This window comes from Psychrosphaera algicola (assembly GCF_028401425.1).
Taxonomy (GTDB): Bacteria; Pseudomonadota; Gammaproteobacteria; order Enterobacterales; family Alteromonadaceae; genus Psychrosphaera; species Psychrosphaera algicola.
This window is the reverse complement of sequence record NZ_JAQOMS010000002.1, coordinates 3,686,514-3,705,846: the sequence shown is the minus strand read 5'-3', so window position 1 is coordinate 3,705,846 and position 19,333 is coordinate 3,686,514. Positions and strand designations below refer to the sequence as shown.

Sequence of the window (19,333 nt, the reverse complement as noted above, 5' to 3'; positions counted from 1 at the left end):
CTGTTTCGATATCTACAACAATTGCACTGCCTGAGGCCGCTTCGTAAGTTTGTACCGCTTTTTTAATTCTTGATAGACAACAGATTGAATACGCTGATCAATAGTTAAACGAATGTTTTGTGGCAACGAGCCCTTTTCTTCTTCGAGGACTTCAATTTCACGGCCTTTGGCATCTTTAATGACCGTACGTTTGCCCGGTGTGCCAACCATTCTGTCGTTATGTCGTAACTCAATGCCTTCAATACCTTTACCGTCAATATTAGTAAAACCGACAACATGGGCTGTAATTTCGCCCGCAGGATAATAACGTTTGGATTCTTCTCTTAGACGTACACCTAGGATCTGGAGTTGTTCAACATAATCGGCAACGGCGGGATTTGTTTTACGCTTTAGATAGATAAACCGTTTGGTGTGATTTGTCGTAATCTTTGAAATTAGTTCTTGTTCTTCAACCTGTAATACTTTTGCCAGCGCTTTCCAACGAACGTCGGTTTCAAATTCAGGATATTCAAGAACACGTTTTGGGTCAGCCCAAATGGTTTGTACCGGCACACTTACCGCCAGTTCAACACCATTACGGTCAGTGATCATGCCACGTTGAACCGTAGAACGTTTAATCCGTACCGTGCGGTTGTCGCCCTCTTTGATCAGTCTTTCGGGTTGAATGATTTGCAGAAATGCCGCGCGAAACACAACCGTACTAAAAATCACAACCAAACTGACAACCACAAACTGAAATCGCCATCGGTTAAACGATGGCTTCGCGATTTGTTTTGCTTGTTTGCCTTTAGGCAATGATGAACTCGAGCGTGTTGAACGCCTTGCTTTTGACTTCTTTGTCAGCTTCGAGTTTAACCAGTCATTCACGGCAAGGTTACCACCACTTCAGCTTCAGTAGTTGGTCTGTCCATAGCCAGTCGCTCTCTTGCGATTTGTTCGACTCGGCTGTGTTCGGCTAATGCTCGTTGTTCCAACAACAAATGGCGCCATCGCAAGTCTATGTCATCACGTTGTTGTAATAACACATCTTGTTGGATAACCATTTGCCTATTTAACTGAGCCCAATGCACCACAGCTAACGCCAGGATAACATTGAGTAACAGAAGCCCCATTGTAAGTTTGTACTTACTTAAGTCTTGAAAAATATACTTCGCAAGATCGGCTTCAATGTTTATTTTAGTTATCATTGTTGAGCCTTTCTGCAATTCTCAAAACAGAGCTGCGCGCACGACTATTAATCGTTATTTCCTCGTCAGTAGGCTTTATCGCCTTACCAACGGATTTTAATTTGATCCCTAGGTTCAATTCCGCTTCGGTAATTGGCAACCCTCTTGGGACTTGCTTACCTTGGCTTTCTTTACGAATAAACTGTTTTACAATTCTATCTTCCAACGAATGAAAACTGATCACCGACAATCGTCCATTTGGAGCAAGAACCTCTAATGAACTTTCAAGGGCTTTTTCAATTTCAACCAATTCACTATTGATGTAAATTCGAATACCTTGGAATGTGCGAGTTGCTGGATGTTTTTTCTCCGCCTTACTTTTAGGCACACAGCTCGCCACTAATTTTGCGAGTTCGTCTGTTGTGGTAAACGGCGTTTCATCACGCTGTTCTAGAATTTTTCTGGCAATGCGTTTGGCAAATTTTTCTTCACCGTAGGTTTTTAACGCAAAAACGATGTCCGCTTCTTCAGCTTTAGCCAACCAATCGGCAGCAGAAATGCCGCGCGTATAGTCCATACGCATATCCAAAGGGCCTTAGTTTCATAAAACTAAAACCACGGTCTGCTTCATCTAATTGTGGTGAAGACACACCTAAGTCCATTAAAATACCGTCTACTTTACCGACAACACCGTGCTTTTTAGCAACGTCGAGAATTTCAGAAAATGGGCTATGTTCAATAATAAATGAAGGGTTATCTTCGAATTTTTTAGCGGCTTCTATTGCGCTAGGATCGCGGTCAATTGCGATTAATCGACCGTCAGAATTTAATAATTTTAGTATCTCGCCAGAATGCCCGCCGCGACCAAAGGTGCAGTCGATGTAAATGCCATCTGGCTTAATAGCCAAGGCATCAATTGACTCCTTGAGTAACACTGAAACGTGCGCTTGCGTCATGATTCTACCGTTTAGTTATTTTGTTAAAACGAAAAGTCTTTCAGTCTTTCGGTTAACTCAAAGTCACCCGTCAGCTCTGTTTCGATATCTTCAGCCATCTGTTCAATCCATCGAGACTCAGACCAAATTTCAAATTTGTTTAATTGCCCCACAAGCCGGATCTCTTTTTCCAATCCAGCATGCTGACGTAATTGATTAGGCAACAACACACGACCGCTTTTATCCATATCGATTTCATGTGCGTTACCAAGTAATACACGTTGTACTCGACGTTCTTGCGGGTTCATCGACGACAACCCGCGCAATTTATATTCAACGTCTTCCCATTCGATAAGTGGATACAACAATAAACACGGCTGATGTAAATCCACAGTGCAAACTAATCGTCCTTCAGATTCAGACAGCAAAATATCCCGGTGACGTGTCGGGATCGACAACCGGCCTTTGCTATCTATTGAAAGAGGATTCGCACCGCGAAACATGTTTACTCCATTTTATGGTTATTATTTCCACTAAAAACGTAAATATGGGAACAAGATCCAAAAAATTCCACTTTTTCCCACAAATTAGAGTTTAGGCTCTCACTGTCAACAATGTCAAGAGGTAGGATCATCCAATTTAACTTATAAGATCCTTTAAAAAATAAGGTCTTTGATTAGAAAAGAGATTTGGTGGTAATTTGTGGGAAATTAATTTTTATTTGCCTGAAAATAGGTTGACTTTGTGTCGGATCCAGTTCCATTGTGTAGTTGATAAATTCAGAGCAATAAATCCGATTTTGAGCAGCGATGAAGTGAACTTGCTGATACCTACAAATTTGGCTGATAACATTGAGATGAGCGCGTAAAAAAAGATAGGACTTCATTTACGCTAGGCTCAACTAAAAGTTGACCTAAATAGTATTATCGGAGAAGTTCTAATAGCTTAAGTTATGGTTTATATAGGCTAATAAAGACAGGTAGAGGGTTAATGAATGGGATGTCAAACTTCTTAGTAGAATGCAGAGGAAGCCGTTCGACTGAGAATAACTTTGTAAGGGAAGTTTACCGCTAGCAATCGGCTTTGATTATTGCTTTTAATGTACGCTTTATATTTTCTGGTAATGGTTCATCCATCACCTGTATCGCAGCGGCTGATGGATGATATTCTGAACTTTGTCCCTGCATAACGAGTGCCGCGTTAAGCGTATCATCAAGATGAGGTTGAACTAACAGCACAACGTCGTTCCAAGTTACATCTTCACATGACACAACAGGGATACGATTAGGTACAACGCTGTAACTTAAAATCACAATGAATATGATAAACAAAGCACCAAAAAATTTCTCTTCGTTTTATCTGAAACCGTCAAAATAAACCCCAGCTTGCCCGTCTAATAACACATATTGTGCGTTACGTTCCCAGATTAAATGAGTTGTGTTAACCAAATCAAACTTTGTTTTCAACGACACTCTCTGGGGCTTCTTTATTTTTAATTGCTAGAACAAACAAATACACTAAGTTTAAAGGTGGCGTAATGCATAATAAAACTCCCACTAATGTCACAATTTTAGGATTGTTTGTTTTTCGTTTGCCTAAGTAATAACTCAATCCACCTACGATAAACATCGAATAGAAAATGAGTTCGCCATAAAACGTTACGTTAATATTCAATTTTAGGTCTCCTTATATAAAACAAGACATGAAGCAGCTAAGACCGCATTTCTCTGATAAATCGGAACGAAACAGCACTAAACAGGATATCCGCAATTTCTTGCCTATTTGAATGTTTTGCTAGTTGCTGGCCACCAGTTTGGCGTTTCTCGCGCGGTGTAGTTAAATTTAGCGGCTAAAGCTTCAACATCACTTGCTTTGCCCGATATTTCACCTTCACGCCAATTATCCCACTCAAACTTAAGTTTACGACCTTCATTTGACAACTTAACTTTGCCGTAATCGATCCAAGCATCAAAACCATCGTATTCGTAAGTTTTGATCCAGCCATTTTTAAGATGAAATTCCAATATGCGATTAAAGTCGTCAGTTGGAATATCCTGAATTATTTTTAAACCAAATGCTTTAAACTTTAAATCGACAGATTTTCTACCTAATGTGACGACTGGATTCATAGAGCACCTAAGGCCACATAAAAATGCGGCTATCTAGTTGATTGAGTAGTAGCGGCACAGGAGTCACAACCAACTGATATTTTTCCTGATTAATTGCTTGTATGGATGATACGGTAAGCAATTATTTATTTGAGTTTTTGGCAGAAGCCCAGAAAGCAACTGCCATAGCAATTCCAATACTAATACCGAAAGTAGCACTGTTTAATGCAACACCTATACTTGCGCCAATAGCAACTCCCATTGCTATACCAAAAAGCACAGGTTTCTTTAATTTGTTAGAATTATTCCACTTATTCATAGTTATTCCTTTACCTGCTAACAACCTAATGACAGGAAACCGACTCTCTTTTTACGATAACCATATTTGTATCAAAATTATTGGACCTTTACTACTAACTCTCTGTTGCAAACAATTGGTCTTTGATTTAGCTAAAAGGCGAAACCTGCAATGCAAATTATGAACTTCCTCGCACTTGGTTGGAGATCCTGAATATCGCTAAGGCTCTTTTAGGATGACGTTTTTTGTTCTGGTTATTATGAGTCAATTGAAAGCGAACTATGAACTTCCTCTGCACTCGGTTGGAGGTTCCTAATATCGCTAATGCTCTTTTAGAATGACGTTTTTGTTCTGAAATTAAGAGCCAATTTGGGGCGAATCATGAACTTCCTCTGCACTCGGTTGGAGATCCTGAATATCGCTAAGGCTCTTTTAGGATGACGTTTTTTGTTCTGAAATTACGAGCCAATTTGGGGCAAACTATGAACTTCCTCTGCACTTGGTTGGAGGTTCTTAATATCGCTTAGACTCTTTTAGAATGACGTTTTTTCTGTTGATTTTGAATGACGGAATGTTGTGTTTAGTTGTGATTAGTTGTGCTGAACTGGGACTTTTCTATTTGCCAACTGTTCGGCTTTTGACAAAGCCCACCAGCCAATAATAATACTCATAACAATTCGTGTCGGAAAATATAATAAGGCGGGTAAATTAAACAACCACAAAACGATGTTTTCAGGCAGCACATAAAACGCGATACTTTTAACCCAATATATAAAAGGCACGTAGTCTTTTAAAAATTCATTAATTGAAAAATCTAATAGCTCCCAATCGTTCAAAAAATTAATCCACAGCGCGTAAAGGCCAAGTGCACCATCGCCAAAGCTGCCAACAACCGAGGACCAGCCTATAAAAAGTAAAAAATATCTCACAACCGCGCCATAGTGCAAACTCTCTATTTTTATCGCCCTAAAATAAACGTTTTTAAACCGTAATTTCTCGTTCGTAAATCTGAAAGTAAGAAAATAAAATATATTTCAACCTTAGGTGACTCTAATACGATTTACCGGAGTAAGCTAGAAGAACGTTAGATCAGCCTAAAGTCAATTTTCGATAATTCTTGGTCATCTAAAAGTGACTTAATATGAGATTCAATATCTTGCCGTGAGCCGCATAATTGAAAGTCAAATCCATTGCCATTACCGTCGATGATTATTGAAAGCCAGTTTTTACCTATGCTTGCAACCGATATACGGTTAACGTCAATATTCTCAACGCGAGACGGATTAACAAATAGCAACGTTTTAACAGAAGAAAATTGAATGCTTTCGCCATTTCTCGTTATTAATTGTTCCACTGCGTTCTTAGTTCTATAGTGGCTTGAAAATTTATACGAATAAAACGCTGAAAATATTGCGAACACAATAAAGAAACTGTTCGCGTCACCTTTTGTAAATAACTCGCCTAAATAAAAAGCAAATAACCCTGTCGATAACGCGGCAAATAAATATTTCACAAAATTGTCTGAAAACTGCATTCCTAACTCATCCTTACTGCATTTTTATGAGAATACGACCGAGTGAGGTTTCTAGTAGAAATAACCAACTCAAGTTTATATTAATCAAAAAGGTTTTAACCTTTATCTTTCATGATGTTAGCCTTTATATTATATATTTACCACTGATTACTTTTGTATTTCTTGGCCAAAACAAGGGCTTTTTGATAATAACTTAACGCAGATTTAACAGCACTATCAGTGCCGATTGTTGCGAAAGTAAATGACCTTATTCGTCATGAGGTCCAATATTCCAGACTCTCCGTGGTAAACATAATCGCCACCTAACTGATAAACAACCGGGTAAGTTGCCGCAGAATTAGCGTCATATCGCACTAATAAGCGAGTTTAATTTTTACATTCCATTGCGAATTATATATTCTGCAAATACAACAATATGGAAATTGATAATTGTAAAATTGTTATCTGGATAATGAAGTTTGGATCAGTTAGGCAACGTTTCATAGGTGCGGCTTTATCACGTTTTATTGATCTCTTAAAAAGCCACCTCAACGCCCAAACTTGCATCAGCACATATTCTAAGGAATCTTAGTGGTACAAAAATACGTAATCGGTATCGACGGTGGTGGCACAAAAACCATAGGTCGAATTGAAAAGCTTTCTACCGGTGAAAGTCACACCTTGCAAGCTGGCGCTTCGTCATTAAGCAACGACTTTGCAAATGCCCAAATTGTTTTAAAAGAATTAATCGAGAAACTGCTACTTAAATTTCAAGCCTCCGCGTTAAACGTGCACGTTCTTATCGGTGTTGCAGGCGGCGGAGTGGCAAATCAAGCGAATCAACTAAAAGATGAACTCCCTTTGCTTTTGCCTCATTAGACGTTGTTAATGATGCAAAAACATCACTATATGGTGCAAACAATGGCGAGCCTATCGCTGTGGTTGCACTGGGCACAGGATCGGTTGGTGCTCGGTTAGATAAAAATGGCAAAGAGCATTATGTTGGTGGTTGGGGATTTCCAATCGGTGACGAAGCCAGTGGCGCAAAACTTGGTTTTAACGCGGTTCAAAAGCTACTAGCTGACATTAACTGGCATAACCAAGCTGTCTCAGTCACCACAAAAAACTCGCCGAAAAACTAGGTACAGATAAACAGCAAATCGCAAATTGGTTGGCGCAATCTCAAGCTAAAGATTATGCAACATTAAGCACCGATGTATTTTCTCTTCACAATGCTTGTCCTGTGGCCAACAGTTTAATTGAACAACATGTGTTAGACACAGAACAACTTATTCAACAAACTCGATTAGACAGCAAAGTTGATGTGGTAATTATGGGCGGCCTAGCCGAAGTCACATTACCTTTGCTAAACGACCGAATTAAGTCTTATTGCAAACTCACCGGCGGCAGTTCATTAGATGGCGCGTGCTTCTTAGCAAAACTTCAACTAGGCAGTAACTCAAGCGATGTAATTGATCGCAGTAAAAGCAGTAAATACGATAACAATGAACGCGATAGTCTGCTCGCACAGCTAGACAATATGGTTTCGGAGACTCGAAACCCAGATACTTTAGATCTCGATTTAGTTGATACCGAACAACTATTAACCAAAATAAATCAAGCGGATGCCATTGTTCCCAACGCAATAAAAGCCTGTATTCCAGAAATAGGGAAAGCGGTTGAAGAGATTGTGAACGCGTTTAATAAAGGTGGTCGACTTATCTATATTGGTGCTGGTACCAGTGGTCGTTTAGGTGTTCTCGACGCCGTTGAATGTCCGCCAACCTTTAGCGTTTCGAGTAAACAAGTTGTTGGCATTATTGCCGGAGGCAGCCAGGCGATTTATAAGGCCGTTGAAGGTGCTGAAGACTCGTTTGAACTCGGTAAAAATGATCTTATCAATATCAATTATGGTGAAAACGACATCCTTGTGGGGATTGCTGCAAGTGGTCGTACACCCTACGTAATTGGCGCAATTGATTATGCCAAAAGCATAGGTACAAAAACCATTTCCATCAGCTGTAACCCGAGCAGTCAGTTAGCCAGTTATTGTGACATTAATATTTGCGCTGTAGTTGGCCCGGAAGTATTAACAGGTTCAACAAGAATGAAGTCGGGAACGGCACAAAAGCTCATTCTAAATATGTTGAGTACTGCCAGTATGATCCGCATTGGTAAGGTTTATGAAAATCTTATGGTTGACGTAAACGCCAGCAACAAAAAGTTGTATGTCAGAGCAATCCGAATTGTGATGCAGGCTACAGGATGCGACGCCCATACGGCGCAAGTCGCCCTCGACTTAACGCACTACAATGCCAAACTGGCGATTGTTCATATTTTGACGAATGAAAATATCCAAGATATCCAACAAGAATTGGTTCGTAATGGTGGTTTTTTACGGCATGCCTTACAAAGCGTAAAACAGGCAACAGAGTAAAATGATAAAACAAATAATTAGGTAACTAACCGGCTATTAACGTAGCCACAATGCCGTACATAAAGAGTAAATCATGTGGATTAGAATATTTTTGACAGTGTTGATATTACTCGCCGCTTCAACGTTTTCTGTTATTGCTCAACATGGTCAACCACCAACTAATAATGATGTGGTGGTTGGCGCCGCTCAATTAAAAAATACTTACCATTGCTAAAAACAAATCCGTTGGGTTAGTCGTTAATCAAACCTCTATGGTGGGCGACCAACACCTTGTTGATATTTTATTAAGCCATGATGTCAACATTACATATATCTTTGCCCCGGAACATGGATTTAGAGGCGATCATGGCGCAGGTGAAAAGGTCAGTTCAGGCAAAGATCCTGTCACTGGCCTAGACATCGTTTCGATATATGGCAAAAACAAAAAGCCTTCAGCGCAGATAATGGACTCGATTGATGTCATGCTTTTTGATATTCAAGATGTCGGCACGCGTTTTTACACCTATATCAGCTCTATGCATTATGTAATGCAAGCCGCCGCTGAATCTAGTGTTACGTTTATCGTCTTAGATCGACCTAATCCCAATATTATGCATGTAGATGGACCTGTGCTGGAACCAGCGTTTCGCTCTTTTGTTGGTATACACCCTATTCCGCTATTACATGGTTTAACGGTAGGAGAATTGGCCCAAATGATTATTGGTGAAAACTGGTTGTCGATTGAGCACTCAAATACATCAAGCACAACTACCCAAAGTGAGTTGCCCACATTAGATCTAAGGGTTATTCCGGTAGCGAACTACAACAGAACAACACCTTATATTTTGCCCATACCACCAAGCCCCAACTTGCCTAATGAGATTGCGGTCCGCTTATATCCATCACTATGTTTTTTGAAGCAACACCCGCGAGCATTGGTCGGGGCACCCCATTTCCATTTCAAGTTGTCGGTCATGACCTTGTAAGTAATAACTTTTTGGCCAAGGTTAAATTCCAGTTCACGCCACAACCCATTGCTCATGCCGCTCCTTTTCCTAAGCTCAAAGGCAAACTATTAACCGGTGAGTCGTTATCCTCATCAAGGATCCAAGGATTAGATCTGGCCATTTTTATAAAATGGTACCAAATGTTTAAAGAAAATGATCTTGAGTTTTTTGAACGGCCTGAGTTTATGGACAAATTAGCGGGGACTGACAAAGTAAGAAAAAGCATATTGGCGGGCCATAGCGCTGAGCAAATTAAACAACAATGGCAACCGGGTTTACAAAAGTTTCTAGCAGATAGAAAACCCTACCTTATCTATCTATAACGGAACGAGTTTTCACTGGCAGATCTCCGCAAATTTTCCAGATGTCAGCTTCGCCAAATCATTTGGGCGCAACTCTATTTCTAGTCCTCTCCGCCCAGCGCTGACAAAGATGGTTTCATAATCTAGGGCAGCACTATGGATTATGGTTTTGAGTCGTTTTTTGACCTAGCGGACTGACGCCACCTAATACATAGCCCGTAGAACGTTCTACATCAGACTTATCCGCCATCACTGCTTTTTTCACACCAACAGCCTTAGCTATCAGCTTCATGCTCAATTTGCTTGATACAGGAATAATTGAGACGACTAATTCTTTATTATCAGTTGCGACCACTAAGGTCTTAAATACCTGCCCCTGTGGTATACCAAGCTTTTCAGACGCCTCTAAACCATATGACCTTACCGATTCATCATGTGTGTATTCGTGTATCGTATGTGCAATTTTGTTTTTCTTTGCGACATTAATTCCATAGGCGTCATCTAAACCTCCTTTTCCAACTTAGGCGACGTGGTATTTTCGCCAAAGCCGACAATAGCCTTATTTTTTGTGCAAAATAAAATATTACAACAACGCTAATAAGTAGAACAATAATATTAATAATTGAATCTTCTGGCCCAAATTCACCGCCAGTTAACAGTAGAGGTCCATTATAAATACTTTCAAAAGGGGCAACTGCACGCCAATCTTCATTTCCAGACAAGGGGATACCCGTAGAGAAAATTGAGAAGTTCCAAGCCGCATGGTTAAGCCCCACAACCCATATATTGCGCGTTAATACATAAATCCCTCCCCAAAAAACACCGAGTAGGGTTACAGAAAATGCGGTTACAACGGTCGTATTTTCATTAAAGAGGTGAAGCAGACCAAACAGGGTTGCAACAAAAGACAACGAGAAAAGTGTCCCAACATGCGCTTCAATTACACGGAATAGTACACCTCTAAACAAAAACTCTTCTAACATTGCAGCGACTAATATCGTACTCCCTACAATCGGTATGCCCTCTAATCCCTGAAACGACACAACTTCATAATAGCCCAAATAAAAGAGCAATAAGCTAGTTACCGAGATCAAAGCCGCACCGGAAACTGCGCCGTAAAAGAGGTGACTCGCTCTAAACGTTAGCTCGTCAGGCCTGCGCTTTTCATAATATTTAACATATAAGTAATATCCCAAGCCGATAAACATGAGCGTTGTAAACTGCTCTACTACTTTCAACTGACCACTTTGCATGTTAAAAATAAAATAGACGGCTGGAAACAACAAAAACTTAACCGCGAATATCCCTGCAAATATCGCCAGACAAGCTAATACAATTTTAATCATTATTGTCATTAAAGTGCGGAGTATTATCATTAGCTTGCCTTATTTTGCAATTGCATAATATTTCTATTTCAACCTAGCTATATTACTAAAACTAAAAATCAATATGGGTCTAAACAGAAAAAAGAATTAAACACTTTACGCGCTACAAAATATGGATTGTCATATTTTATTGGCGAAATATTCCATAATTTCAGCCTTTGTCATTTCTTTGGTTTGGTTAGAAAAACAATAATAAGCTGGCCGTTGGTCGCTAAAATATTGCATATCCATGGTTAAGTCAGTCAAATCTTGGAAGAAGCCGACTGGCATATTATATTCACCGCTTGTTTTAAGTTTATAAAACAGATGCGTACCGCATTGTGCACAAAAACCACGCGATGCCCAACTCGATGAATCAAACATAGTGATGTTATTCTCACCCTCAAATTCGACATTTGTGCCACACTGCACCGCGAAAAATGGCGCACCGCCCCACACTCGACAGGAATCACAATGACAAACCGTGAATTTAGGATTTATTTCATTGGCGGTAATCTTAACGTTACCGCACAGACAACTCGCTTTCGCATTTAACATTTCTAATTTCCATTAACCGTTATCAATACAAGTAATCACTTTCCTTCAATATGTCCATCAAATTTAAGTTGATGTTACTTACACCAAATTCTAATGTACTGAAGATATAGATTTAAGCAAGGCGTTGCATAACAACCTTTGATTATATTAATCACTGCTTTCAAGGTAAGTCGTCACCACTTGGCTAATAAATTTAATTCGATTTGCCATTATGGAATGTCGATTAGTGCACAGGAATAAACTTTCGGCTACAGGCTTGGCGAGTTGATGAATGTAAATCTTGTCTTGTTGATAAAATGCCTTGGCTGCATAAAGTGGTAAAATGGTAAAGCCGAATCCTTTGCTAACCGGTTCTAAAATAAGACTTATTTGATTAGAAAACCCCTTGATTTGAAACTGTTCTATGGTTTCGAATTGTTCAAAATTTTTACTGAGGAGAAGTCGGCCATGATGCGCTGCATCTGGATGTGATATAAACCCAAGCTCGATTAATACCCCCAATCTATTGATTTGACATCACTTGCTGTTACTAAAACCAACGGTTCATTTGCGATTTTTTACTCACTAACCGACTTGAATCGCTGAGTTCGGTCAGCAGGCCTAAATCGATTTTTCGCTCTAATAAGTTTTGCTCAATGTTTTTATTCGGCGCAAACGTATAGTCCATTACCAACTTTGGATGTACTTGCTGAATGTTGAGCAAATGGGGGTATAGTTTTAGACCAATGCTACCCGGCGATGAAATTTTAACTTTACCTTCGTATTGCTCGTCAAATTTGATCACCCCTCTAATTCTTGCAAAGAATTAAGTAATTCTCTTCCGCGTTTATGAAGTTGCTCTCCGGCATTCGTTAGCGAAAACGACTTGCCATGCCTTATTAACAAGGCTACACCAAGTTGGTTTTCTAATTTTTTTATATGCTGGCTAACACCAGACTGGGTCATAAAAAGATTCTCTGCCGTTTTGGTAAAGTGCCCTACCTCAACCAATGTGCAAAACGTATTTAACCAAGTTTGATTAATCATTACAAAATATACTCATAAATATAACAATCGATAATTTTTTATACTTTAACACTGGCGGTATAGTTTAACCATCAAATGAATAAAGGAAAAAACATGACTAAACCTTATCCAAGAACGTTTTCACACATTGGAATTTCAGTACCTAATTTAGAGCAAGCCGTTAAATTTTATACCGACGTTTTAGGTTGGTATCTCATTATGGAGCCGACTGAAATAACGGAAGACAAAAGTCCAATTGGTGAAATGTGTACTGATGTATTTGGTGCCAATTGGCAAAAATTTAAAATAGCGCACCTATCTACTGGCGACCGCATTGGCGTAGAATTGTTTGAGTTTGTTAATCAACAACAACCAGAAGACAATTTTGAGTATTGGAAAACAGGCGTATTCCATTTTTGTGTGCAAGATCCTAATTTAGAAGAACTTGTTGAAAAAATTGTCGACGCTGGCGGAAAAAACGAATGGCAGCGCCGCGCTATTATTACCCAGATGAAAAGCCATACCGAATGATCTATATGGAAGACCCGTTTGGCAATATTCTTGAAATATATAGCCACAGTTATGAGTTGACATACGCCGCTGGCGCTTATTAAACCCTCGACGTATTGAGCTGTTGAGACAGTTTGGTTGCCTTGAATAATGTTAGTTTGATCAATAAATCCAATGCTGAATTTGATTCTCAGTTAAAAAAGCTTTCGCAGAATTCCCCTTCAGCATTGCTATCGTAGCCGCGATGCCGGCTTCGATACATGTTGGCGCAGCGACCGTTACTGAACTCGGTCCCCCAGCAACCGGCCAGCCAGTCTTTGGATTTAATATATGACAGTAACGTTGACCATCTTTTACTAGATATCGATTGGCATCACCACTTGTGGCGATTGCTCCTGTAGTTAGTTCAATTGTCGTTAAATCTGATGTTTGTTTGTCGCCCAGTTCAATAGCGATATGCCAAGGGTGAGCCGTTTTTACCCTATTTATTGTTTTATTTTGGTGTAATTGCTGTTGCGGTGCTGGGTCAAACTTCGGTTGATTTGTAACGGCAATATCACCACCAAAATTAACTAAAGCAGAGTACGGTGTTTCGGCTCTGAGCAACTGAACGGCTACATCTACAGCGTATTCTTTGCCAATGCCACCTAAATCTATTTCCATATTGTTAGGCAAAGTAATCGACGACTCATCCCACTTTACATGTTGCCAACCAATACTTTTTACCAACCGATTAACGTCCGATTTTTTAGGGATTTTATCACTGCCATCAAAAGTCCAAACTTGTCGTAAAATTCCGGAAGTGATGTCAAACAAACCACCACTTATCTGAAAACATGAATGGGAAAACTGTAATAACCTGTAGGTTTCAGGGTCTATTGCTACAGGTTTGTTGTTTGAGTTATTAATCTTGCTAACAATACTTAATGGGTTATATCGACTGAATTTATCTTCAATTTGCCACGTACGTTCGCATATTAATTTAGCAATACGGCCTGTTTCATTAAAATCGTCAGTTTCTATTAACACCTCGCAGGGGCTAGCCATTGCGTTGAACAAAATGGCTAAACCGTTTGGCCGCTGGCTTATTTTAAATGTACGTTTATCGATTTTTTGGTCTTTCATGTTGCTTGTAAATATGGCTTTTAACCATTCGCTCAAAACGAATAATTGGTTTGAAAAATGACCGCGTCTACATCCGGAAAAATATCAAGTTGATTAATGACGCCAATGTTATTCACTCCTGGATCTGTTACTTTTTGGCGATATAACTCTGCACGAAAAGAGATCTCATGACCGTTATTTAACGGAAATCCATAGCTGAGCCCTAATGTTAGACCTGTCAGTTTGCCAATGCGATAATCGGCACTGACATTAGAATCAACCTCAGGTTGCTGTGTCACAAAAGGTTGATAGAAATCAGCTTCGTCTTGTTGATAATAACGAATGTGTGGCTCTAAATACCCTTTGCCCATAGGCATCCAATATTTAGCGTCGATTGAATTTGATTTTATTCCCCAGTCATCCCAAAAATAGCGATAAGACACGTCAACAACTGACTTACTTAGGTGATATTTTCCTTGAGCGTACACACTGTTTTTTTGACGTTTATCAGGTCGAGATTCGTAGATATTATTGAGGGTTACACCGTTTTCGTCGACGACACTCACGACTTTAAATGGGTCCGTTTGGTAACCATCAACATTAGAATAAGAGTAATTAAATTGGGTAATAAATCGTCTATTTATCACCTGAGTTACCCCAAACAATAGATCGACAATTTGCTTAGAATCTGAACTACGATCGCGACTCGCGTCAAAGTCACTACTCGAGCCCTCGGTATTATTTGGCTGACCATTTGGCGAGTTAATATAATGAGGCATTTCATAAAGTGGAATTGGCAACCCACCTTCCGGCGTTATCGTGTCTTGACCTAAAGACAGGCCTGCCGATACCGTCGTATTTTTTGATTAAATTCTCGTGCTAATCCAGCATTTATCCCCAATGACAAATAATCATATTCTTTTGATAAATGAGCCCCAGTGCTTAATGTATACTCTCCTTTAAGTGGCTGTGTCCACTGAGCATTAAGTTGCACACGTGTATCTTTGAACGTATCGTCCAGAGGCGTTTCATTTGCCGAAACTGTGTATCTTCCATTACCGGATGGCCGCGTAAAGGACTGAATATTGGGTTGCGCCACCGCGCCGGTTGCCGATGCGCCAGTTAGCGTATCGAAGGTAAATTTCAGATCCAAAAAGTGACCGTCTTCAAATTCTTTTTACCACCAACAATAACTTCGACCGCTTGAACTCGGTCGGTTTCTCCGTAATACATTACAGCTGAGTCGAGTTTCCAAGCATTACTTTCTTCTGCCTTAACTGACGTTACTGGCGCAACTAATAATGCGCTAGCCGCCGCTGATAAGGCGGCAGAAAAACTTAAGGATTTATTCAATTGCATCCGCAACCACCACCGGCAAATCCACGACCGCCACTCGATGCCTCTTTACTAAAATAAATATGATCATCCAGAGCCGCATTAATCGGTGACGATGTTAACGCCATTTGCTTTTTAGCTAATAGGTTTCGCTCCCAAGGTTTAACACCCAACGAACTGCACGCAGAAACATGCAATACCACTATAACCAGAAGTAATTTACGAACTTGAAACGGCAATGTGTTCACTCCTTTCGATTCTTTTTCTCAAACCACGGTTGAGTTTTCTAATTTATTGCTAGGCGTTCTATTCAGTTAACAATTGCTTAATTTGCAATTCATATTGGTCTTGTTTATTGCTAAAAAAACCAGTGTGAGCAAAACGAAATTGACCCGTTTTGTCGATAATGAAACTGCTTGGCATGCCTAAAATTTTATACTGCTCAGCGATGCTGCCCGTTGGATTAAAAACTACAGCAAAGTTAGCGGTGTTTTGAAGTAGAAACTCGTCGGCAAGTTGACGTTCTTCGTCGAGGTTAACACTGATAACTGTAAATGACTCAGCACCAAAATCTGATTTAATTTGATTCATCCAAGGAAAAGAGCGTCGACAAGGAATACACCACGACGCCCAGAAGTCGAGATAAATAACTTTCCCTTTATTTTGCTCTAACAGTTGTTGCAGTTGAGCCTGCGGATCATTCAACGCTTTAGGTTGCTCCAAAGCAGTTACTGCTAAACTAAATATCAATAAAAATAACGTGGAACAACTTAGTAAAGATTTAGTCATAACGGTCCAAAACATAAACGTCTAATTTAACTCTAGCGGATTTTATCAGTTTAGGGTGCTTAATTATTAAATTAATATTATTACTTTCGCATTTCCCTAGACACATACTACTCCTGACTTCATCTAATGGCTTCAAAAATAACTTGCAATATACTTGATTTATCAAGCATATTGCAATTAAATACAAACACACATTGCTAAGAGGTTAAAATATGAACTCTAAAAAAATCGTTACCTTAATGTTAGAACAAGGCTATGTAAGCACGCTGCTAAATAAACGGCTCGATGGTGGATTAAGCGTTCATGGTATAAGTACGACAGAATTTGTTATCATGCATAAGCTTGCATCCTCAGCAACGGGTAACATGAGCAGAATCGCCCTCGCTGATGCGGTAGGCCTTACGGCTTCAGGTGTCACTCGCCTACTCGCGCCAATGGAAAAAAATAATATAACGGAAAAGTTGGCAAATCCACGTGATGCTCGTCAAAGTTTAGTTGGACTTTCCGATGTCGGTCGCACCTTATATAACGACGCTTATGTTACTTTTGTCCACAGTTGTACATCGGCTTTTTCGTTACTTGACGAGTCAGAAATAGATATGTTGTTACATTTATTAAACAAAATTAAATGTTAGTTTTCATCAATGGGGCGCACTATTCGATTCTGTTGGTAAAAATCAGTTTATAAAAATAACCTACTGAATTACAGTTACGAAGAAACCAACAAAAAAGAGAATGTGGTAATAAAAACAAGCACAGTAACTTTGTTAAAGTCATTGCCCCTTTTTAATAAGAACTATTTATCATTGATCACTACGTTAAAGCAGGAATATGTGAAAAATTCAGTTGAACAAATTAAGCGGGAATTCGGTGCAAAGTTATTGTATTGGAATAATCTAAAAAGCCGCAGAGTTAAATTCTTAATCATTATTTCCACAATTGGACTTATCGCGCTTAAAGTATTTACAACCGTTTTAACTTTCGACTGGCTCGTAGCGCTCTTTTAAGTGCCCAATTTAGAAACACAACCTAGTAGCAACACAAACCATGTCTGCTTTATTACCGGCTAAGTGTATGCTCGCTTTCCTGCGGCCAGAGCATTTTATATTTGCAATTAAATGAACCCAGATCTTATCTTTAAACTTTCAACTTTCAACTTTCAACTTTCAAAAGATCGCCCCTTAACGACCACGAAATTCCATAACCCTATAATATTTAAATGTTTTAATAAATTAAAACCACCTCAGTTTGTATAAACATAAATGAACACTATTTTTGTATTATTGCGTAGTTTTTTAAGACATTACCCCAAAGATATTTAGGGTAAGAGCATATTTTTGGCTTTTAAAAGTAATCATCTGCGTAATCGTTTGAAAAATATCGTATTCTAAAGGTACTGCTATTCAAGTAATGAGAGAACGATACCATGGCTAAGCAAAACTACGCTTACGAAAAGCGCCAAAAAGAACTCGCTAAAAAGAAAAAGAAAGAAGAAAAACGTCTACTAAAAGCAAAGGCAAAAGAAGAACCTCAAGATGAAATTAGTCAAGATGATACAACACTAAGGTGGCAATGTAGAGAGCGAATAGCTGTTTGGCTTGAGTTAAAACAACGTTAACATTTTAATTGGTATAGCTGTGCTATTCACTTATCGATATTTAATGCAATTGTTGTGTTGCTTGCGCTTTTTCAACTGCGTCGGTGATCACGAATTATTTTTATAACCTCCATCACTCAGGAGTATGTCTGTGATTTTAGTCGCATCAATTATTTTGATTTTAATTGCTTTTGTACATTCATACCTTGGTGAAAAATACATTCTAATGAGGTTGTTTAAACGCGATAATATCCCACACCTTTTTGGCAGTGATCAATTCACAAAAGGTACGCTACGTTTTTGTTGGCATATTATGTCGGTCGCCGCACTGGGATTTGCGGCTATTTTACATAACGCTTCTACAGGTGACGTTTTTACCCTCAAGGTCATTGGTGTTGTGTTTCTACTCAGTGCCTTACTCGCAATTTGGTTCACTAAAGGCAAACATTTATCTTGGATCGCTTTTTTAATAGTGAGTACAATATGTTTAATCAAAGCGTATTTAGCATAGCCTTATCAACCAAGAGATCACTTATTACTCTTTTCAAACCATCTACATGGTTGAAATGATGATCCTTAAATCGATGCCGGTAATGACATCGACTACTTCTCAATTCTCTTAAATTGGAGCAACTTTAAATGATAGATTTTATTGCCGTATTTATTACATTTTTTGCTGTTATCGACCCCATCGGAACCATCCCAGTATTTATTGCGGTCACCGAACAATATGATCAAAAGACCAGACGCCGTGTCGCTTTGCTTGCCACTATCGTCTCCGCCTGTGTCCTTATGTTCTTTCTAATGGTGGGCGAAATTGTACTAACCGCCTTAGCCATACCACTTCCCGCTTTTCAAATCTCAGGGGAATTGTTTTGTTTTTATTTGCATTAAATATGATCTTTGGCGACAGCAAACCTGATGAAGAAATAAAACTACTACAGGACTCCCACAAAGAAACGGCAATATTCCCATTAGCTGTGCCGTCGATAGCCAGTCCAGGGGCAATGTTAGCAGCGGTGTTACTAACTAAAAATTCGGTTTATTCGATTTGGGAACAAACGCAAACTGCAATGGTTATGTTGTCGGTTTTACTTATCACTTACATTTTTATGTTACTTGCAGGGTTTATAAACAAGGTTGTTGGCAAGAGTGGCGCAAGCGTTATTAGTCGAGTTATGGGGCTAATATTGTCTTCGATTGCAACAACTAACATCCTCGCGGGCCTCGGCGAATATTATTAATACTTCTCAATTACTAAACATAAAAAACAGCGGCGATTGGTTTAAAACCAAGGCAGTCGCTGTTCACACTAAACGCATTTAG

General features: G+C 39.3%; 20 protein-coding genes and 7 pseudogenes. 9 read left to right on the top strand and 18 right to left on the bottom strand.

Features of this window, described 5'->3' with window-relative positions:
* Positions 1 to 12 precede the first annotated feature (12 nt).
* From PN838_RS26635 to PN838_RS20325, 10 genes and pseudogenes are all read right to left on the bottom strand, one after another.
* Positions 13 to 867, bottom strand: a complete 855-nt coding sequence (locus PN838_RS26635) for a hypothetical protein (RefSeq protein ID WP_334313411.1) — start codon at positions 865 to 867, stop codon at positions 13 to 15.
* Positions 864 to 1,187, bottom strand: a complete 324-nt coding sequence (gene ftsL / locus PN838_RS20365) for a cell division protein FtsL (RefSeq protein WP_272181788.1) — start codon at positions 1,185 to 1,187, stop codon at positions 864 to 866. Before ftsL ends, PN838_RS26635 begins: the two co-directional genes overlap by 4 nt.
* Positions 1,177 to 2,122, bottom strand: a pseudogene (rsmH, locus tag PN838_RS20360) (16S rRNA (cytosine(1402)-N(4))-methyltransferase RsmH). The gene ftsL and the pseudogene rsmH overlap by 11 nt, the downstream one beginning before the upstream one ends.
* 23 nt (positions 2,123 to 2,145) lie before the next feature.
* Positions 2,146 to 2,604 (bottom strand): division/cell wall cluster transcriptional repressor MraZ, encoded by a 459-nt coding sequence (mraZ, locus tag PN838_RS20355; RefSeq protein WP_215965374.1) that lies wholly within the window; start codon positions 2,602 to 2,604, stop codon positions 2,146 to 2,148.
* Positions 2,605 to 3,171: 567 nt separating this feature from the next.
* On the bottom strand, positions 3,172 to 3,432 hold the full coding sequence (locus tag PN838_RS20350) for a hypothetical protein (protein ID WP_272181787.1): 261 nt from the start codon (positions 3,430 to 3,432) through the stop codon (positions 3,172 to 3,174).
* A gap of 118 nt (positions 3,433 to 3,550) precedes the next feature.
* Positions 3,551 to 3,775: a hypothetical protein gene (locus PN838_RS20345; RefSeq protein WP_215965370.1), complete on the bottom strand. Its 225-nt coding sequence runs from the start codon at positions 3,773 to 3,775 to the stop codon at positions 3,551 to 3,553.
* Between the two features lie 104 nt (positions 3,776 to 3,879).
* Positions 3,880 to 4,230, bottom strand: coding sequence for a hypothetical protein (locus tag PN838_RS20340; protein WP_215965369.1), 351 nt, complete (start codon positions 4,228 to 4,230; stop codon positions 3,880 to 3,882).
* Positions 4,231 to 4,351: 121 nt separating this feature from the next.
* Positions 4,352 to 4,528 carry a glycine zipper domain-containing protein gene (locus PN838_RS20335; RefSeq protein ID WP_215965368.1) on the bottom strand — a complete coding sequence of 59 codons (177 nt, stop codon included), beginning with the start codon at positions 4,526 to 4,528 and terminating at the stop codon, positions 4,352 to 4,354.
* A 569-nt stretch (positions 4,529 to 5,097) separates the two neighbouring features.
* Positions 5,098 to 5,436, bottom strand: a complete 339-nt coding sequence (locus PN838_RS20330) for a hypothetical protein (protein WP_272181786.1) — start codon at positions 5,434 to 5,436, stop codon at positions 5,098 to 5,100.
* A 155-nt stretch (positions 5,437 to 5,591) separates the two neighbouring features.
* Positions 5,592 to 6,041, bottom strand: coding sequence for a hypothetical protein (locus PN838_RS20325; protein ID WP_272181785.1), 450 nt, complete (start codon positions 6,039 to 6,041; stop codon positions 5,592 to 5,594).
* A gap of 570 nt (positions 6,042 to 6,611) precedes the next feature.
* Here PN838_RS20325 and PN838_RS20320 point away from each other — a divergent pair.
* The 4 genes and pseudogenes from PN838_RS20320 to PN838_RS20305 all read left to right on the top strand — a co-directional run bounded on the left by PN838_RS20320 (position 6,612) and on the right by PN838_RS20305 (position 9,766).
* Positions 6,612 to 6,899 (top strand): hypothetical protein, encoded by a 288-nt coding sequence (locus PN838_RS20320; RefSeq protein ID WP_272181784.1) that lies wholly within the window; start codon positions 6,612 to 6,614, stop codon positions 6,897 to 6,899.
* 59 nt (positions 6,900 to 6,958) lie between these two features.
* Positions 6,959 to 7,162, top strand: a complete 204-nt coding sequence (locus PN838_RS20315; RefSeq protein ID WP_272181783.1) for a hypothetical protein — start codon at positions 6,959 to 6,961, stop codon at positions 7,160 to 7,162.
* A 329-nt stretch (positions 7,163 to 7,491) separates the two neighbouring features.
* Entirely contained in the window at positions 7,492 to 8,457 is a 966-nt protein-coding gene (gene murQ / locus PN838_RS20310) for an N-acetylmuramic acid 6-phosphate etherase (protein WP_272182663.1), read from the top strand.
* 73 nt (positions 8,458 to 8,530) lie between these two features.
* A pseudogene (locus PN838_RS20305) lies at positions 8,531 to 9,766 on the top strand (exo-beta-N-acetylmuramidase NamZ family protein).
* A gap of 12 nt (positions 9,767 to 9,778) precedes the next feature.
* On the opposite strand, the pseudogene ybaK reads toward PN838_RS20305, so the two are convergent.
* The 4 genes and pseudogenes from ybaK to PN838_RS20285 all read right to left on the bottom strand — a co-directional run bounded on the left by ybaK (position 9,779) and on the right by PN838_RS20285 (position 12,693).
* A pseudogene (ybaK, locus tag PN838_RS20300) lies at positions 9,779 to 10,232 on the bottom strand (Cys-tRNA(Pro) deacylase).
* A gap of 10 nt (positions 10,233 to 10,242) precedes the next feature.
* Positions 10,243 to 11,100, bottom strand: coding sequence for a CPBP family intramembrane glutamic endopeptidase (locus PN838_RS20295; RefSeq protein WP_272181782.1), 858 nt, complete (start codon positions 11,098 to 11,100; stop codon positions 10,243 to 10,245).
* A gap of 150 nt (positions 11,101 to 11,250) precedes the next feature.
* Entirely contained in the window at positions 11,251 to 11,667 is a 417-nt protein-coding gene (locus tag PN838_RS20290; protein ID WP_215965361.1) for a GFA family protein, read from the bottom strand.
* Positions 11,668 to 11,814: 147 nt separating this feature from the next.
* Positions 11,815 to 12,693 (bottom strand): annotated as a pseudogene (locus tag PN838_RS20285) (LysR family transcriptional regulator).
* Positions 12,694 to 12,786: 93 nt separating this feature from the next.
* On the opposite strand from PN838_RS20285, the pseudogene PN838_RS20280 reads away from it, so the two are divergent.
* Positions 12,787 to 13,286: pseudogene (locus tag PN838_RS20280) on the top strand (lactoylglutathione lyase family protein).
* Between the two features lie 58 nt (positions 13,287 to 13,344).
* Here PN838_RS20280 and PN838_RS20275 read toward each other — a convergent pair.
* The 4 genes and pseudogenes from PN838_RS20275 to PN838_RS20260 all read right to left on the bottom strand — a co-directional run bounded on the left by PN838_RS20275 (position 13,345) and on the right by PN838_RS20260 (position 16,410).
* On the bottom strand, positions 13,345 to 14,307 hold the full coding sequence (locus tag PN838_RS20275) for an FAD:protein FMN transferase (RefSeq protein WP_272181781.1): 963 nt from the start codon (positions 14,305 to 14,307) through the stop codon (positions 13,345 to 13,347).
* Positions 14,308 to 14,339: 32 nt separating this feature from the next.
* Positions 14,340 to 15,645 (bottom strand): annotated as a pseudogene (locus tag PN838_RS20270) (DUF3570 domain-containing protein).
* A complete protein-coding gene (locus tag PN838_RS20265) occupies positions 15,636 to 15,860 on the bottom strand; it encodes a DUF4266 domain-containing protein (protein ID WP_272181780.1) in 225 nt (74 codons plus the stop codon). Before PN838_RS20265 ends, PN838_RS20270 begins: the two are co-directional and overlap by 10 nt.
* Positions 15,861 to 15,927: 67 nt before the next feature.
* Positions 15,928 to 16,410 carry a TlpA disulfide reductase family protein gene (locus tag PN838_RS20260; RefSeq protein WP_215965355.1) on the bottom strand — a complete coding sequence of 161 codons (483 nt, stop codon included), beginning with the start codon at positions 16,408 to 16,410 and terminating at the stop codon, positions 15,928 to 15,930.
* Positions 16,411 to 16,622: 212 nt separating this feature from the next.
* Here PN838_RS20260 and PN838_RS20255 point away from each other — a divergent pair, with 212 nt between their 5' ends.
* The 4 genes and pseudogenes from PN838_RS20255 to PN838_RS20240 all read left to right on the top strand — a co-directional run.
* Entirely contained in the window at positions 16,623 to 17,045 is a 423-nt protein-coding gene (locus PN838_RS20255; RefSeq protein ID WP_215965354.1) for a MarR family winged helix-turn-helix transcriptional regulator, read from the top strand.
* A 791-nt stretch (positions 17,046 to 17,836) separates the two neighbouring features.
* Positions 17,837 to 18,028, top strand: a complete 192-nt coding sequence (locus PN838_RS20250; RefSeq protein WP_272181779.1) for a hypothetical protein — start codon at positions 17,837 to 17,839, stop codon at positions 18,026 to 18,028.
* Positions 18,029 to 18,158: 130 nt separating this feature from the next.
* Positions 18,159 to 18,518, top strand: coding sequence for a hypothetical protein (locus PN838_RS20245; protein WP_272181778.1), 360 nt, complete (start codon positions 18,159 to 18,161; stop codon positions 18,516 to 18,518).
* A 128-nt stretch (positions 18,519 to 18,646) separates the two neighbouring features.
* A pseudogene (locus PN838_RS20240) lies at positions 18,647 to 19,182 on the top strand (MarC family protein); the annotation flags it as partial.
* Positions 19,183 to 19,333 lie beyond the last annotated feature (151 nt).

Excerpts from the sequence above, each read along its gene's own strand:
- PN838_RS20325 (WP_272181785.1), bottom strand. The coding sequence starts at position 6,041 with ATGCAGTTTTCAGACAATTTTGTGAAATATTTATTTGCCGCGTTATCG.
- PN838_RS20335 (WP_215965368.1), bottom strand. The coding sequence starts at position 4,528 with ATGAATAAGTGGAATAATTCTAACAAATTAAAGAAACCTGTGCTTTTT.
- mraZ (WP_215965374.1), bottom strand. The coding sequence starts at position 2,604 with ATGTTTCGCGGTGCGAATCCTCTTTCAATAGATAGCAAAGGCCGGTTG.
- PN838_RS20295 (WP_272181782.1), bottom strand. The coding sequence starts at position 11,100 with ATGACAATAATGATTAAAATTGTATTAGCTTGTCTGGCGATATTTGCA.
- ftsL (WP_272181788.1), bottom strand. The coding sequence starts at position 1,187 with ATGATAACTAAAATAAACATTGAAGCCGATCTTGCGAAGTATATTTTT.
- PN838_RS20255 (WP_215965354.1), top strand. The coding sequence starts at position 16,623 with ATGAACTCTAAAAAAATCGTTACCTTAATGTTAGAACAAGGCTATGTA.
- PN838_RS20275 (WP_272181781.1), bottom strand. The coding sequence starts at position 14,307 with ATGAAAGACCAAAAAATCGATAAACGTACATTTAAAATAAGCCAGCGG.
- PN838_RS20290 (WP_215965361.1), bottom strand. The coding sequence starts at position 11,667 with ATGTTAAATGCGAAAGCGAGTTGTCTGTGCGGTAACGTTAAGATTACC.
- PN838_RS20260 (WP_215965355.1), bottom strand. The coding sequence starts at position 16,410 with ATGACTAAATCTTTACTAAGTTGTTCCACGTTATTTTTATTGATATTT.
- PN838_RS20340 (WP_215965369.1), bottom strand. The coding sequence starts at position 4,230 with ATGAATCCAGTCGTCACATTAGGTAGAAAATCTGTCGATTTAAAGTTT.
- PN838_RS20250 (WP_272181779.1), top strand. The coding sequence starts at position 17,837 with ATGGCTAAGCAAAACTACGCTTACGAAAAGCGCCAAAAAGAACTCGCT.